Genomic DNA, 14,406 nt, shown 5'->3' on the forward strand with positions numbered 1-14,406 from the left:
TCCATTGCATGCAAAAAGGCTTGTAACCCGGTTACAAGCCTTTGTTGTTTTACGCCGCCCCAAACTACGACACGCCGCATTTAATCGTTGCGGCGCACATCCAAAAGTTCGTTCAGCTGATGCAAGGTTGAATCGTCTTTAATCACAGTCCCCAGCCATTCTTCCAGACTCATCTCAGCCCACTTGGCAGCACGCTCCGCCAGCAAGGCCACCGGACTATGTGGCTCATGCTGACGAAAATACTGCGCCACTTCACGCAACTGCCGAATGGCGGCAGCACGATTAGGCAGAGGACCTACGAGCGTTTGCTGAGCGGGCGGAAAAGCGGCGGGCATATTCACAGGTGTCTCCATACTAGTCAGCGTTTGTGTAGCAGGCGTCATTGGGGCAGCATCCTGCACCGTGGGTGCGGCCTCCCCCCATTGTGCACGTATCCGTTCAACAACTTCCAGATTGGCCTGAATGGCACTTCGAATCTCCGCGAGGCTGGGGGCGGCATAGCCAAACCGCAAATCGGCCTGCTGGTCCAGCGCCTGATAACTTGCTTGTAAACGCTCTAACTGCTGATGTAGTTGCGCAAACCAAGTCGGGCCGCTGTACTGAACACTTTTATCAAATACATCTCCTGCTAACTTACCTTCTGCCACCGCATTTTCCCGCGCCTGCGGATCCTTCAAGCCCAGATTTTCTACTTCCCGCGACTCTTGCCATTGCAGCCAGTGGTAAGCGCCATGCCGCGGATCAATGAGCGGAACCTGCCGTAAAGCTTGGCCCAACTGGGTGTTAAGCCACTCCAATTTACCGACACGCTCATCGAGATCATCGGGGTCTAGCTCCGGATAGGCCTGTTCCCAATATTGCGCCAGCAAACCATCCAGCACAGCCAAACCCAATTGTGCACCTACAAAGCCTTGGGTTTTGACCAGCGCTTCGGTCAACCAGACCGCCAGCTGTAAATCCTTACTTTGCGTACTCAGCGCCTGTTCACACAACTGCCGCACTTTATTCCAGTCGGCAGTTTTGAGCTGCTGCTCCCACTCGCCTTGCGCCAACGAAGGATCATCGGCGCGGCGAGCCTCGCGTATTTGATCAAACAACATTGAATAAGATAAATCTTCACCAGCGGGCTGGTGCTCATTGATGGGGGCTAACAGACGCACCAACAATTCGGAATGACTCATGGCCTGATACTCAACTGAAGATTGCAACATTGCCCCACCGGGGCATGAACTGGATCACACCTAGAGATGAATGGTGGCGCGCAACCCAATCCTGACAAAATAATCACTTTCAAACCTACTTTGAAATACACGATAATGTCAGGCTATTGCAACATCCATTCTCCCCTTCCCACCCGGGAAGTCACGACGCCAGAGCATGCTTGACTCCTTATTGCCCTATTACGAACGTGAACTAGGTTTGCTGCGAGAATTATCCAGTGAATTTGGTCAGCGGTATCCAAAAATTGCCGGTCGATTACAAATTGAAGGTGATCAATGTGAGGATCCTCACACAGAACGCCTCATTGAATCTTTCGCATTTCTTACTTCACGCATCCACAAAAAACTGGATGATGAATACCCAGAAATCTCGGCCAGTTTTCTGGAAGTACTGTACCCGCACTATCTACGGCCGATACCCGCTACAACAATTGTGCAATTTGAATGCGATCCTGCGCGCCCCGAAATCGCCAAACGTTATCAAATTGAGCGTGGTCAGCTGGTGCAAGCCCCGGCAATTCAGGGTGTGGCCTGCAAGTTTCGCAGTAGCTATCCGGTTAATTTGTATCCTTTATCGCTGATTGATGCACAGCTCAATCTCACCAGTAGCTCGCCCCATCTGCGCCGCATCGCGCCGGATGCAGCCGCCATTCTGACCCTAACCTTCAATACGCATGGCAACTTACCGGTCAATGGTATCGGCCTTGATGATTTGCGCTTCTTTCTGGATGGCGAGCCAGCACTCATGCACCTGCTCTATGAGCAGCTACTGGCCAATGTCAGTGCCGTGCGAGTAAGCGATGGCAGCGAAGATCCGGCATTGCAGCGCCAGTTGCCCGCAAGCTGTATCCAACCCGTGGGCTTTGGTCGCGATGAGGGCATTCTGGAGTACGACGCCCGCTCATTTCTGGGCTACCGGCTGCTGACCGAATATTTTAGTTTTCCTGATAAATTTCTATTCATAGATATCACCCAACTGGGCGCGGCTAGTCAGCTCATTCAAGGCCATCAGCTCACGCTGGACATCATGTTCAAACGCTGGCCCGACACCGAACGCCATGCCCGTCTGCGCGATAGCCTGCAAGCCCATCACCTCCGCATGGGTTGTACACCAATTGTGAATCTCTTTGTGCAACAGGCTGAACCGATTCGGGTTACGCATCAAAAAGCCAGCTATGCCGTGCTGCCCGATGCGCGCAAACAGCAGGCTTATGAAGTGATCCAGATTCGCAAAGTAACCCGCGTCGAAAAAACCGGCCAAGATGAAAACTGCGAAGAGGTTCTGCCTTTTTATGCCCTGCGACATGGCCAAGCAGAGCAAGGCGCCCGCTTTTACTGGCATGCCAGCCGCGAAAGCTCTCCCCGACAAGGCGATAAAGGCAGCGACCTTGAATTACATCTGGTCGATATGGATTTTCAACCCGTGCGCCCTGCCGCCGAAGTGCTCAGCCTAGAGCTTCTGTGTAGCAATCGAGATCTGCCCGAGCTCATCCCTTTTGGTGGCAATCAATCTGGTCAGCACACCGACTTTCAGCTACCCGGCCACTCCGTAGTGAAGCGGGTAAAACTGCTGCGCAAGCCCAGCTCCAGTCTGCGTGCCCCCGCCAAACGTGGCTTGCAATGGCGCTTGATTTCGCATCTATCACTCAATTATTTATCGCTGGTCGATTCAGGCAAAAATGCGTTGCAGGAAATGCTCGGACTCTACAATTTGAGCGATTCGGCGGTCAACACCAAGCAAATTCAAGGCATCGCCCACATCACCAGCGCCCCTGCCGTCACCCGCATCACGGGCAAGCACTTTGCCGGCTTTGCACGCGGCACCGAAATCAACCTTACCCTGAGCGAAGAACATTTTGTGGGGGGGAGCGTCTATCTTTTTGCCAGCGTGCTCGAACGGTTTTTTGCGCTGTATTGTGCTCCGAATAGCTTCACTCAACTAAAGGTTCATAGCCAGCAACACAAAGAGGAGATCGCAGCATGGCCAGCCCGCGCCGGCGAAGCCCTCGTCATCTGACCGAAGAGCTGAGCCAAGACCCAACCCGCTACAGTTTCTTTCAAGCGGTTCGTATTTTGGGGCTAAGCCAGCGTCACCGCACTGATAAGCGCGGCGCCCTGCCGCCCAAACTGCGGTTTCGCACGGTAGGTAGCTTGTCCTTTCCCCCGAGTGAGCTCACCCGCTACACCCCAAGTGCAGATGAGAACACCACCGAATTACAGGTAGCGTTTATGGGGCTAACCGGGCCATCCGGCGCTTTGCCTACCAGCTACACCGAGCTCTTGATCGAACGCAAGCAACAGTACCGTGATACCAGCTTGCATGCCTTTTTCGATTTATTCAGTCACCGCGCTATCGCGCTATTTTTTGGGGCATGGCGCAAATACCGGTTCTGGCTGCATGCCGAAGCCGGTGAACGCGATGGTTTTACGCGCAATTTACTCGATTTAGCCGGCCTGGGACTCGATGGGCTACGCAGCCAGCTAGGCAAAACCACGCCTCACCAAGAGCAGCTATTTATCTATTACGCTGGCTTGCTAAGCCAAAAACCGATGTCGAGCCAGGCCCTCGTCACATTGATTGAGGGATTTTTTGGCGTCCGGGCCGAGCTCACCCAGTTTGCAGGGCAATGGATGCAGCTACCCGTACACGAGCAAAGCCAACTCGGACTGCACTGCAACCAGCTTGGCATCGATACCTTTGCCGGTGATCGCATTTGGGATCGCCAAACCAAAATCGAACTTAAACTTGGTCCGCTGCAATGGTCGCAATATCAAGCCATGCAACCCAATGGAGCAGGCGCCGCCGCACTACAAGCCCTACTCAAGTTTGCTCTTGGTCACGGCTTAGCTTGCGATGTCACCCTCGAACTGGAACAAGCCGCTATCCCCGCACCCCAGCTTGATGCCCAACAGCCCCAGGCCCTGGGCCTAGGCTTTTGGCTAGGACCGCGGAGCGAAAATGCTAAAGATGTGAAATACCAACTACTGCGCTAACCAAGTTCGCGATGAAGTAGCGCAGTTACTTTGGCGTTCCGTGCGTAACACATATGGTCTGCATCGCTCCATCTTGCCCCGAGCTAGCGCCTATGACCATGCCGAGGTGGTCGACGTGGTAGTAGCCGGTGTTACTCCCACCATCTTTTTCCACCACCTGTGCCAGCGGCACAAAGCTGCCCGCTTCAAACAGATAATGCCGCGTTTGCTCGGCGGTTTTTTCCAGCGCGATGACGTTGCCATCCCAGACAAAGGTCGTCGTCTGGCCATTGTGGCGTTTGCCGATGTGGCGGCCGAACACGTCGTCCCCCAAGGGGACTTCCTTCGGGGCGTACGCGTATACGGTTTTGCCGTTCGGCGTTTCCAGCGCGGCAAGGCGGTTAAAGCCATCCCACGCCAGTTTTTGTACCTGTGCGCCTTGCTGTTTTTCAATCAGATTGCCGCGCGCATCGTCCCCCAAGGGGACTTCCTACGGGGCGTACTTGAAATGCGTACCGGCGTATTCTTTGAGCAAATTGCCGGCAATGGCGGGTATATTGCCAGGTAGATTATTGCTATTGCTCTGAGAGGCAATACTGCTGCTGGTATCAACAATATTACTCGCCGGATCGAAGGCGAAAGTCTCTTTAGCATGCGGGCTGGCGGCGGCAATCAGGCGGCCAACGGGGTCGTTTTATAGCTGGCCGACGGCGTCATCCCCCAAGGGGACTTCCTACGGGGCGTACTTGTAGCTGCGTGTTTGGCTGGTTTTGCCCGCCTGGGTTTGCTGCGTCAGCCGACCCATTTTGTCGTATTGCTGCGTGGCGGCGAGCTGATTGCCCAGCGTGCGGCTCACTTCGCGGTGCAGGTTATCGCGCTCAAAGCTGGCGATTTCCTGCCCACTCCACAACATGCACGTGACGCGAAATCTCCGATTACGCTTCGCTAATCGGAGCTGCGTGGTCTTTCATACACTTTGATAATTAAATGGTGCCATCACAAATGATGCTTAAGAAAGCTTAAAAACTACCGGCCAAAATACCACTCCAAGAATGAATCAAAATCAGGCCAAGAAACAGCAACATCTCCTTTCTTATAACTATCCAGAATCTGTCCCATCTCCAAATAAACCACAGACTCTGTCTCCTTGTTGTAGAAAAACCCCGATCCGCCTGCAAAAGCATCAAGTGGAATCAATGCATCACTCAGTCCCAATGCTGATTTCAGATTATTGGAATTGGCTACATAGTTTGTGTTTTCTGCATGCCATCCCAGCTGATAAATCTCACCTTTATCAGACAAGAATGATGGCCCATCTTCCACATGCACATAGAACATCCACGGTAATGAATTTTGGGCAATCCCAATTGTTGAAAGTAGCTCACCATATGACTCCGCAGCGTCATCAAACCACCATTTTTTTTCTTTAAAAAAAGTAATCAATTTTTCATTCATAAATATCACCGGCATCCTTTTCCATTTCTTCTAGCAACCTCTGCTTTGGCGCGCTCTTGCCAGTAGGCCTCACGATCACCATTAAACGAATCTCGATTCACAGGTCGATCCGGATGAGCATTTGGCAAGTGAGGATGCAATGCATTACTACTGTAATACTTTTGATGAGTATCAGCTGATAGCTCAAATAAGGCCCCATCAGCATCTTGCTTAGAGTGATGCAAGTTTAGCTGAGAATATTTCCATTCTTAACGTCAAAAGGATTTTTTCCTTCTTGAGCCAACTCCAGATTCGTTTTAACTCCGTTACGCGTATTAACCGGAAGATTCCAATCAATATCTTGTTGATAGACTTGATTATTTCTTCCTGATGGAGCACTAAAACATGACCTTTGGAATATTCTCGCCAACCCCAATGGATCAGCCCAATAAACCGGATTCGGCGCATAAGCGTGGGTATTTAATCCACCCAGCAAACCAATCGGGTCAGACGATATAAACCGCCCTGTTTCCGGGTCGTTCCCCAAGGGGACTTCCTGCGGGGCGTACTAGCGGTGGCGGTTGTAGTGTAAACCGGATTCGGCGTCGTATTTTAGTTTGATTTCAGTAGTATCGGGCTGGATGACTTTTTCTAATTGGCCTACAGACCCATACTAGTAGCGGGTAATGCCACCTGCAGCGTCTTGCGCAGCTTTGATGCGGCCACGCTCGTCATAAGTCAAGCGGCTGGTTTTGCTGGAGCAATCGGTATAGCTCAGCAGCAAACCGGTATCGGTATTCGCCAGCTTTTTGCTGCCACCTTTGGCGTCTTTAATCTCGACCGGCAAGCCTTGCGCGTTGTTGGCGGATTGCGTGCTATGACCAAATGGGTCGGTTTCTTTAAGCAGATAGCTTTTGGCGTAGTATTCGTTCAGTGCAATTAGCGGTGTATATAGCCAAATGTATTGATCAAGCTAGCCTTGGCGACAATACGTCAGTACGCAAACATAAGCCGGATCACTCCGGCTTTGTTTGATGCTTTTTATTATTAAAGAGCGGCTACCTTAGCCCTGATTCTGATCCCAATACCAGATCGTCGCGCCGTAGGTCGAATCGGGGTAATCGGGCATCACGTCGCCTTGCTTGAACAGTGCTCGACTGTTTTGTTTGACTGGGGTATACCAATAGCCCGATTGCGGGCAAGCTTGTTTCGCTGGGCAGCGGGCGCGGTTGAATTTCTCTGGCTCGGCTTCAAATTCACGCGCAAAGGCCACCAGATCTTTGGGGTAAACCATGTGATCGATTTCGGAATGATCAATATTATATAAATACGCGATTGCACCCGCTTCAAAAGCCCAATAACCAAAATAAGCACCATCGGTTTCAGTCATATTCAAATGACTGTTATGCCATGGAGCCTCAACCATGGCAGGATACCAAGCTAGGCAATACTCTTTCAATTGCTCACTCTTTTCAGCTTCCGTCTCAAGGTCGGTAGCATTTAATAAATGAATATAGGGTTTTTGGTGATACCAGTTTTCCAAATAGGGCCGATCAGGCAAGGCATGGCTAATGAGCACCTCATACATGGCATCCACACCGTCATAAGCCGACCCCGCAATCAACGCATGGATACGTGGAATCAAATCACGACGATGCAATAAATAAGCCAACCCGATTAATTGTGCGATTCGCTCAAATTCATCTATGTATTGCAAACCAAAAACCGGGCAAGTTACAGACTGCTCATATTCTCGTAAAGCGATTGCATATTTTACACAAGTAACAATCACTGATTCCAACTGATCACGAAGAGGATAAATAGCCTCACCAGCTGTATAAGCCAACGATAGAATCTCATAACTATTATCCGAAATAGCCCAATTTAAACGACTAATATCTTCAGAATCATTACTTTCTCGCTGAAGGCCAAGGCTAAATCGTTCATGTGAATCAATTTTTCCGATCTTCAGTGAGGAATAATATTTCTCAGCGAGAAAAACCTGTCTGTGTCGTTCAATAAAAAAGCTCATTTTTCTTCCTTCAAAGTCTTCAAATCACCGTATTTCTTTCTTAGTGCCGCTTTTTTATGATTAACTGCCACCTTTACTTGATCCTCGTTGTAACACAATGAAGGAATGATATCGTGATTTGCATGCAGCTTACTCTTTGATTCACCTTCCAAATAATCCTTGCTATGTTCCAGTGCAGCGGGCAACCAAAGTGGGCTATGGAAAAGATGGAGTAAATAACAAGACTTGCCCAAATCCAACACATCATCAGATATTATTTTTTGCACAGCAGATTTAATATTTTTCGCAATCCATTCATGACTCATCTGCACAATTATTTTTTTATCATTAACTGCAGTTGTTACTGGTGAAGTGCTTGGTTGTGCTCCACCACGCCCAGCGCGAATCACGCCGTGGACATCGACGCGTAGTTGAAACCCTTCGCCTCGCGTTTCCCCTTTGCCATTTGTGCGCGGGTGAATCAGGTAGCCGAGGTTGAGTTACGTTTTGGCGTGTTCGCTGGATAGTTTGGTGCGAACTTTGCCAGTGCTGTCGTCGAACAGCAATTCGCCGTACTGGCCGCCTTGGTATTCTTTACTCTTGATGCCCGATAGCGTTTTATTCGCGGGCAGTGCGCGAGCACCACTCAACGTCGGGGCGGAGTGGCTGCCGTTGTAAACGACGCCAGTCACAACCGGGCGATCAATATCGACTTCGGAAAAGCCAACGAACACTTCCTGCCTGATGCAGCGATATACAATGGGGTATACGCCTAGAGTCAAATAAATGAAAGGCTTTAACGGCAATACTCTAGCAGGTAAACATAAGCCGGATTGCTCCGGCTTTGTTTGATAGCTTTTAATTGTTAAAGAGCGAATATCTCAATCCTGATTTTGATCCCAATACCAAATCGTCGCACCGTAGCTGGAATCAGGGAAATCGGGCATCACGTCGCCTTGCTTGAATTCTGAACGCGAAGCAAATTTAGCTGGCGTCCACCACCAGCCACCGCGTGGGCAAGGTTGATTGGCAGCGATGCGGCCAGTCTCCAGCTTCGCGACGGCTTCATCCTGCGAATATTGCGCGCGGGCGTAATCGACTAGCTCAGAGGGATAAAACTGCATATCGCGATAGCTGCTGTCATCAATGCCTAGCAACCATGTGATAGCAGCGGCTTCGTAGCTCCAGTAGCCGGTAAAATTAGGCGCTTCGTGCAGGCCGTGATAACCCTCACGACGGCTGGCGGTATACCACTCGTCCAGATATTTAGCCATCAAGCTTGGGCGTTTTTCGGGCGTCGCATCAAACACTTTTTGCAGTTTTTTATATGGCAAAGTGCGGGTGTACGTTACGCCCGGGCGGCGGCCCGGCACAAATGGTGCCAACAACACTTCGAGCAAAATATCAGGGTCTTCGTTCTCATAATCCAGAATTGACGCCCAGCGCGGCATCAAATCGCTATGGCCCAGCAATAAGCCAAAGCAGATTAGGCGCAAGGCTTGGTGGTAGGAAAAATCATACAAGTCGAGATGCGGCACACGGCGGCCATTGGCTTCTGGGCTGTCATCGAAAATGCGGTCGTACTTGGCGTAGACTTCCCAATATTCAAGCACTGTTGGATAGAAAGCGCGTAATTCATCGAGCGGATTGCCAGCGGAATAGGCAATGCTCAAATGTTCTAGCGCGTCCCAAGCTCTCCTTCGAGTTGAAGTCATTCGATGTGCTTTATTGAAATCAATATCGCCTCGCAATACCAGTCCCTGTGCAACCAAATCATAAGTTTCAATCGCGCCAGGCACGGTAAAGTCATAATGCTCTGCATAATCGAGCAATGGTTCTCGCTTCTTCGCAATTAATTCGTCTGCGTCATATAACTGCATTGCACTTATTTCCAAAGAATATTATTGGGTAATTCAACCATAGGCCGGCGAATTTCATGATGATGACCATGTCTCACTTCGTGTCTAACCTTTTGTTTGCCTGTTACCATAATGATCCAGCGATCGTAGGGTGCCTGTGGATTTTCCTGCACTTCAACTCTTTTATCAAATTGCCCGATAGATTTGAGAAGAGTGGCTTTATGGCTTTTCGCCAATCCCTTACTTTCTGTATTCAAAATATTAAAAACCACCCATTGATGGCTCATCTGCACGCCTCGCGTCTTGGTTGTCGACAAACCTTGTTCAACTTTTTTACCTTGGCGTTTGGCTTTTAGATCGCCTTCATTGGCATCCTCAGATACCGTCACCTTGCTCGGTGTTTTACGATCTTGTGGCGCAGGATCAAACGGATCTTCGCTTTTCATTTGCTCCAGCTGCTCACGCTGCGCAGCAGGCAAAGCCGCGAGCAAAGCAAAACTATCGAGCAGGCTACCCTTGGTTTCGCCGATCACATAGGGCTGGGTGGGTGAGCGCATTGGGCTATGCCAGATATGGTCAATGCCTGCGCCCTTAGGGCCATCGTGCTCTTCACGCTTGCGACCGTTGTCGTTGATTTTTTTAAAACCAATTTTGGCGCTCGGCATGTAGTAATCGGTCAAATGCTCAGGCAGCACACCGGTATGCCAATTGCTTTTTTTCTTCGCTTCGCGATGCTCGTTAGTTTTGGTTTGCTTGGGGGTAGCAGGATGCTCAGGTGTTTTGTCCTTTTTGATGGCGCCACTATTGGATTTATTCGCCACAGGCACTTCAGGTTTTGCCCGCACCTCTGTGCTTTTTGCCGTGCCTTTCGGTAAATCATCGGCAAATAATTTGCCATGCATTTTCTTTAGCTCTGCTACGGCATTATCTATTTTCCCTGCCGCCATCTTTCGCAAATCGGTCAATTGCTTCAGATAACGATTCACTTCAGAACGACCACCTTTGTATTCTTTACTCTTGATACCCGATAGCGTTTTATTCGCGGGCAGTGCGCCAGCACCACTAAACGTCGGGGCGGGGTGGCTGCCGTTGTAAACTATGCCAGTCATAATCGGGCGGTCGATATCGCCTTCGATAAAGTCAACGAGTACTTCCTGCCTGACGTAGTCTGTACAGCGGGGTATATGTCCAGACGTATAATAATGAAAGCTCTAGGTGGCAATACTCCTGCAGGTAAATATAAGCCGGATTGCTCCGGCTTTGTTTGTTGACTTCCGATTGTTAAAGAGCGACTACCTCAATCCTGATTTTGATCCCAATACCAAATCGTCGCGCCGTAGGTAGAATCGGGGAAGTCGGGCATCACGTCACCCTGATGAAAAAATGCGCGGCCAGTTGCTTTTGCTGGGGTGAGCCAATAGCCAGTTTGTGGGCAGGGAAAGCCCATACCGCATAACTAGAGCATTTCTGAAGCAGCCAAAATAAACGGCGGCGCCCTTGTTCCATATCTCCCATTTTGTTTTACCAGTATATTTCTTGGTCTGTAGGCATGCCATCAACGTTGATTCGCATCACGATACCAAATCGTGGCGCCGTAATTTGAATTGGCAAAATCTGGCATGACATCATGCTGTTTAAAAAATTGCCGAGAGTTGTTACGAGCGGGTGTCCACCACCAACCAGATTGCGGACAAGGCTGGTTGGCTTCAACTCGGCCAGTGCAGATACCGTCTTTGGGGTAAAAGCCTTCTGGTGGGACTTCAATAAACTGATCAGGAATTCGTTTTATCAATGTCCAACGGGTTTCGATATCCTGCTCTTCTTCCCACCCACCATATTCATTTTTATTTAATCCTTGTCTAACCGTTAATGGTCGTGGCTTTCCATTCGCCCATGTTGTTCTTCCCGGGTGAAGAAATTGTGCCGCAGTATTCTCCGCTTCCGGTAAATAAACGCCACAAACTTCAACTAAATCACCGGGATTAATGATGACAGTAGGGTCTAATGTGTAAGCAGGGAGACTGGCAGGAAGATTGAGTGGCCCCCATGCGCGCTCAGAATATCTCCATGACAATGTACCTGCTTGCCAAGTACCTTCTGTGGTGAAATCAATCATACTGTTCAGATGGCTGGCTTTGGTGGTCAAATCATCGTCTTTTTTTAACTCTTCCTCAGACATCCACTCGTGCCAGTATTCATTAGCGCCGCGCAAATCACCTTGCACGCCACCTGCGGCGTTATAACCACGGGGATCGTTATGCGATAACAAAATAACGGCCCGATTTAGTCGATCTAACGTCGAACGAAAATTAGGCAACACCGTTTCTCCCCAGACAATATCGGGTTGCATTGATAAATGGCGAGAGCGATAGTCGGGCGGCAACTGACGCATAAATCGTTCAAGACATTCTTCATGATGGCAAACCAAATTGCGCCAAGCATCGCGGCCATCGGCAATATAATCAAACGAACTGTAGAGTTCCAATAAGTAAACTTCTTGCGGATGTAAAACTGCCACAGCTATCTCCAGTTTTGTTCTAATTTCGGGACACCCAGATAGGCGTCTAGGTCGTTCGGAATCTCGCCATCCGTATACCCCCAGCCTGTCGGTTGCCTTGGATTGGCATATTTCCTATCCAGCGTTTTTGGATCAAGCACGATTTGGATATAACCCCCCTCAAGCGAAAATTCGGTTTCACCCATTTTTTGTGACGCAGCCTTCCCTTCCCAGACTTTCATTGGTTTACCCGGAGGGATAACGTAAGTCACAAACTCGCCGTTATCGTTCCAATTTTTCCACACGGCAAAATAGCGCCGCCAATCGGCTTTAGATTTAAGTTTCTTGAATTCAGATTCGCGCATCCAACAGATGCTGTTATCCGCAGATTTGGGGGAAACGACGCGATAGAGCTTTTCTCCCGGCTTTAACTCAACCGCCTTTAATGTATTGAATGTCTTAAAAGCGTTCTTAAGTGGCCCAGCCGCCTTGCTACTTATATCTCCCCATCCCGCATCTATCGCATCGTAGTGATGGCCTTCTAGACTTTCTAATTGCTTATATTTTAATGCAGCACCTTCATCAACCCAGCTTGGCTTATGTCTGCGCAAGAATACAGCCTCTTGTGCTTCGGTAACTGGTTTGATCGCATGCGGATTAACCGTTCCCGTAACCGCACGGCGCGATAAATCGCTTTCAATTTCCAAGCGTTTCGCCAATTTATCCAGTGCTTCGTTCATCGGGCCAACAGCTTTACCAAGACCACTATTGGCTTTGGAGCGCAGCCAAGTCAATTGATCAAGCATGTTTTTAATCGGTTGCTTGATCGACTTGGGGCCCCAATCTGATGCTTTATTCAGAATGGATTTTGTCGCATTCATTAGCTCATCAAGCTTACCCAGCAAAGCGCCGACATTTACTTTTGATTGCAGCAAGCGAATTTGTTTGGCGAGGTATTCATAAGGGTTATAGATTTTTAGCGCTTTGAGTGTTTTTCTGGTCGCGGGCAGTTCCAAGAATTTATTTAATCCACTAATTGCAGCGTCATATGCTTTCTTGTTGATGACTTTGCCAGCAACATCAAAGCCTGCACGGCGCAGATACAAGAACATGACTTTGCATGCCCCCTTGGCAAATGAGCCCAGCACAGGAAACAAACCTATCAAGGTGAGGCAAAGCCCAATCCAAGCCCCAACATTTGCTTCATCCTTGCGGATGTTATTGCTATTGGCGCATAAATCACGGACATCGCAGATTTGATCGACGAAAGGGATCATTGAAATCACGGTGCCAGTAACAATTTGCCCAGTAGTTTGGTCGTCATTGAAGTCGCCTTGAATGACTTCCCAGATCCACTGACCTAAGCCTTCAAGATTTTGGCCTGCACTATCCAACCAGCTTTTGGGTGCGGACTTAAACCACGCCAGCGCATTTTCAAATTCATCCATTATTTTGCAGCCTCGCTTGATACTGAGGCCGATTTACCTGCCAGTTTTTGATTCACTTTGCCGACCAATTCCTGCAATGGGTCAAAAGGTTTTTCGTCTTTGGGTGGCGGAAGCTCGTAGCTCACTTTGGCGGTTTCGTGAGGGACTGAAACATGCTTGGCTTTTCCCATGACATCGAGTTTACCGGTGTAGGTGGCACCATTTTCGAAACGGATTTTATATGGTGCTTTTTCAATTGGGTCGCCATCTGGGTCAGTAAAGTGGACGCCAATCCAATGATCACCAGGTTGTGGCATTGCGGGATAACTTGCCCCCTGACTTGTACCTCCACTCCAATCATGACTCGCGCCTTTAAAACTAACCTTACCCGGCGCGTGTAGCTCGATCTTGCCGCCTTTGATGCGGATATACGCGCCGCCGGCGGTGAGCAGGATTTCTTGCTTGGCGTTGAATAGATTCTGGCCTTTGATTGCGGTGAGTTTGACGTTCTTGTCCGCCGTAATCTCGACATCATCACTCTGCGCCTGAATTTGCACCTTCCCCTTCGCGGCGATCAGTTTCAGCGCGACTTTGTCTTTTACGCCTGAGACGAATAGGCTGATGTGCTGGCCAACATTGTGTATCCAGCGCCGCCCTGTGGTTTGGTTGTGGTCTCGTTGCGAGATTTGGTCGATATTCGTGCCAGCAGTTTGGGTGATGCTCTGTGGCGTGGTCAGCGCGAGACCGTCTTGGCCGTGGAGGATCAGCAATGGTTGCTGGCCGGCTTGATCTTCGGATTTGGTTTTTCCGTCCGTATCGGTATTGCTACCCGCTTCCCAGCTTTTTGCAGCGTGGACGTGGTGGTGCAGATGGCCGGTTTTGTTTTTCTCACCGTTTGAATTGTCGGGCTTGATGGTCTGGTCGTTCTCACCCGTTTCGATGGTGTCGGCCAGTTGTTTGGTGGCGACTTCGCCGAGGCTCTTGG

General features: G+C 49.6%; 15 protein-coding genes and 2 pseudogenes. 2 read left to right on the forward strand and 15 right to left on the reverse strand.

Annotation, left to right across the window (positions count from 1 at the left end):
* Positions 1–80: 80 nt before the first annotated feature.
* Positions 81–1,211: a type VI secretion system protein TssA gene (gene tssA, locus L991_RS08635; protein ID WP_231550511.1), complete on the reverse strand. Its 1,131-nt coding sequence runs from the start codon at positions 1,209–1,211 to the stop codon at positions 81–83.
* A gap of 166 nt (positions 1,212–1,377) precedes the next feature.
* On the opposite strand from tssA, the gene tssF reads away from it, so the two are divergent.
* Together tssF and tssG are read left to right on the forward strand one after the other, a co-directional pair.
* Positions 1,378–3,237, forward strand: coding sequence for a type VI secretion system baseplate subunit TssF (gene tssF / locus L991_RS08640; RefSeq protein ID WP_047394073.1), 1,860 nt, complete (start codon positions 1,378–1,380; stop codon positions 3,235–3,237).
* Positions 3,201–4,214, forward strand: a complete 1,014-nt coding sequence (gene tssG, locus L991_RS08645) for a type VI secretion system baseplate subunit TssG (RefSeq protein WP_047394076.1) — start codon at positions 3,201–3,203, stop codon at positions 4,212–4,214. Before tssF ends, tssG begins: the two co-directional genes overlap by 37 nt.
* 25 nt (positions 4,215–4,239) lie before the next feature.
* Here the strand turns inward: tssG and L991_RS08650 are convergent, their stop codons facing one another.
* From L991_RS08650 to L991_RS08700, 14 genes and pseudogenes are all read right to left on the reverse strand, one after another.
* Complete coding sequence (locus L991_RS08650; RefSeq protein WP_047394078.1) at positions 4,240–4,674, reverse strand: hypothetical protein; 435 nt, start codon at positions 4,672–4,674, stop codon at positions 4,240–4,242.
* Between the two features lie 252 nt (positions 4,675–4,926).
* On the reverse strand, positions 4,927–5,106 hold the full coding sequence (locus tag L991_RS08655) for a hypothetical protein (protein WP_047394080.1): 180 nt from the start codon (positions 5,104–5,106) through the stop codon (positions 4,927–4,929).
* 113 nt (positions 5,107–5,219) lie between these two features.
* Positions 5,220–5,648, reverse strand: a complete 429-nt coding sequence (locus L991_RS08660; RefSeq protein WP_047394293.1) for a hypothetical protein — start codon at positions 5,646–5,648, stop codon at positions 5,220–5,222.
* Positions 5,649–5,653: 5 nt separating this feature from the next.
* Entirely contained in the window at positions 5,654–5,872 is a 219-nt protein-coding gene (locus L991_RS18040) for an HNH/ENDO VII family nuclease (RefSeq protein WP_081986595.1), read from the reverse strand.
* 2 nt (positions 5,873–5,874) lie between these two features.
* A complete protein-coding gene (locus tag L991_RS17860; RefSeq protein ID WP_081986596.1) occupies positions 5,875–6,174 on the reverse strand; it encodes an RHS repeat-associated core domain-containing protein in 300 nt (99 codons plus the stop codon).
* A 126-nt stretch (positions 6,175–6,300) separates the two neighbouring features.
* Positions 6,301–6,588: an RHS repeat domain-containing protein gene (locus tag L991_RS17480; protein WP_081986597.1), complete on the reverse strand. Its 288-nt coding sequence runs from the start codon at positions 6,586–6,588 to the stop codon at positions 6,301–6,303.
* Between the two features lie 102 nt (positions 6,589–6,690).
* Positions 6,691–7,659 (reverse strand): PoNe immunity protein domain-containing protein, encoded by a 969-nt coding sequence (locus L991_RS08670; RefSeq protein ID WP_047394089.1) that lies wholly within the window; start codon positions 7,657–7,659, stop codon positions 6,691–6,693.
* Positions 7,656–8,048: a hypothetical protein gene (locus L991_RS17715; RefSeq protein WP_231550519.1), complete on the reverse strand. Its 393-nt coding sequence runs from the start codon at positions 8,046–8,048 to the stop codon at positions 7,656–7,658. Before L991_RS17715 ends, L991_RS08670 begins: the two co-directional genes overlap by 4 nt.
* Positions 8,028–8,384 (reverse strand): annotated as a pseudogene (locus tag L991_RS17720) (type VI secretion system Vgr family protein); the annotation flags it as partial. The pseudogene L991_RS17720 and the gene L991_RS17715, both read right to left, overlap by 21 nt.
* Before the next feature lie 135 nt (positions 8,385–8,519).
* On the reverse strand, positions 8,520–9,518 hold the full coding sequence (locus L991_RS08685; RefSeq protein WP_047394098.1) for a PoNe immunity protein domain-containing protein: 999 nt from the start codon (positions 9,516–9,518) through the stop codon (positions 8,520–8,522).
* A gap of 974 nt (positions 9,519–10,492) precedes the next feature.
* Positions 10,493–10,687 (reverse strand): annotated as a pseudogene (locus L991_RS18045) (hypothetical protein); the annotation flags it as partial.
* Positions 10,688–11,052: 365 nt separating this feature from the next.
* Positions 11,053–12,015: a hypothetical protein gene (locus L991_RS17275; RefSeq protein ID WP_156129029.1), complete on the reverse strand. Its 963-nt coding sequence runs from the start codon at positions 12,013–12,015 to the stop codon at positions 11,053–11,055.
* 2 nt (positions 12,016–12,017) lie between these two features.
* Positions 12,018–13,442: a HEAT repeat domain-containing protein gene (locus tag L991_RS08695; RefSeq protein WP_197053843.1), complete on the reverse strand. Its 1,425-nt coding sequence runs from the start codon at positions 13,440–13,442 to the stop codon at positions 12,018–12,020.
* On the reverse strand, positions 13,442–14,406 hold a 965-nt coding region (locus L991_RS08700), incomplete at its 5' end, for a DUF2345 domain-containing protein (RefSeq protein WP_047394109.1). The genes L991_RS08695 and L991_RS08700, both read right to left, overlap by 1 nt.

The sequence above is a fragment of the Chitinibacter sp. ZOR0017 genome, from assembly GCF_000799095.1.
GTDB classification, from domain to species: domain Bacteria; phylum Pseudomonadota; class Gammaproteobacteria; order Burkholderiales; family Chitinibacteraceae; genus Chitinibacter; species Chitinibacter tainanensis.

Bases quoted from the DNA above. Each gene is read 5' to 3' on its own strand.
- L991_RS08695 (WP_197053843.1), bottom strand. From the start codon at position 13,442: ATGGATGAATTTGAAAATGCGCTGGCGTGGTTTAAGTCCGCACCCAAA.
- L991_RS08670 (WP_047394089.1), bottom strand. From the start codon at position 7,659: ATGAGCTTTTTTATTGAACGACACAGACAGGTTTTTCTCGCTGAGAAA.
- tssG (WP_047394076.1), top strand. From the start codon at position 3,201: ATGGCCAGCCCGCGCCGGCGAAGCCCTCGTCATCTGACCGAAGAGCTG.
- L991_RS08685 (WP_047394098.1), bottom strand. From the start codon at position 9,518: ATGCAGTTATATGACGCAGACGAATTAATTGCGAAGAAGCGAGAACCA.
- L991_RS08655 (WP_047394080.1), bottom strand. From the start codon at position 5,106: ATGTTGTGGAGTGGGCAGGAAATCGCCAGCTTTGAGCGCGATAACCTG.
- L991_RS08660 (WP_047394293.1), bottom strand. From the start codon at position 5,648: ATGAATGAAAAATTGATTACTTTTTTTAAAGAAAAAAAATGGTGGTTT.
- tssA (WP_231550511.1), bottom strand. From the start codon at position 1,211: ATGTTGCAATCTTCAGTTGAGTATCAGGCCATGAGTCATTCCGAATTG.
- tssF (WP_047394073.1), top strand. From the start codon at position 1,378: ATGCTTGACTCCTTATTGCCCTATTACGAACGTGAACTAGGTTTGCTG.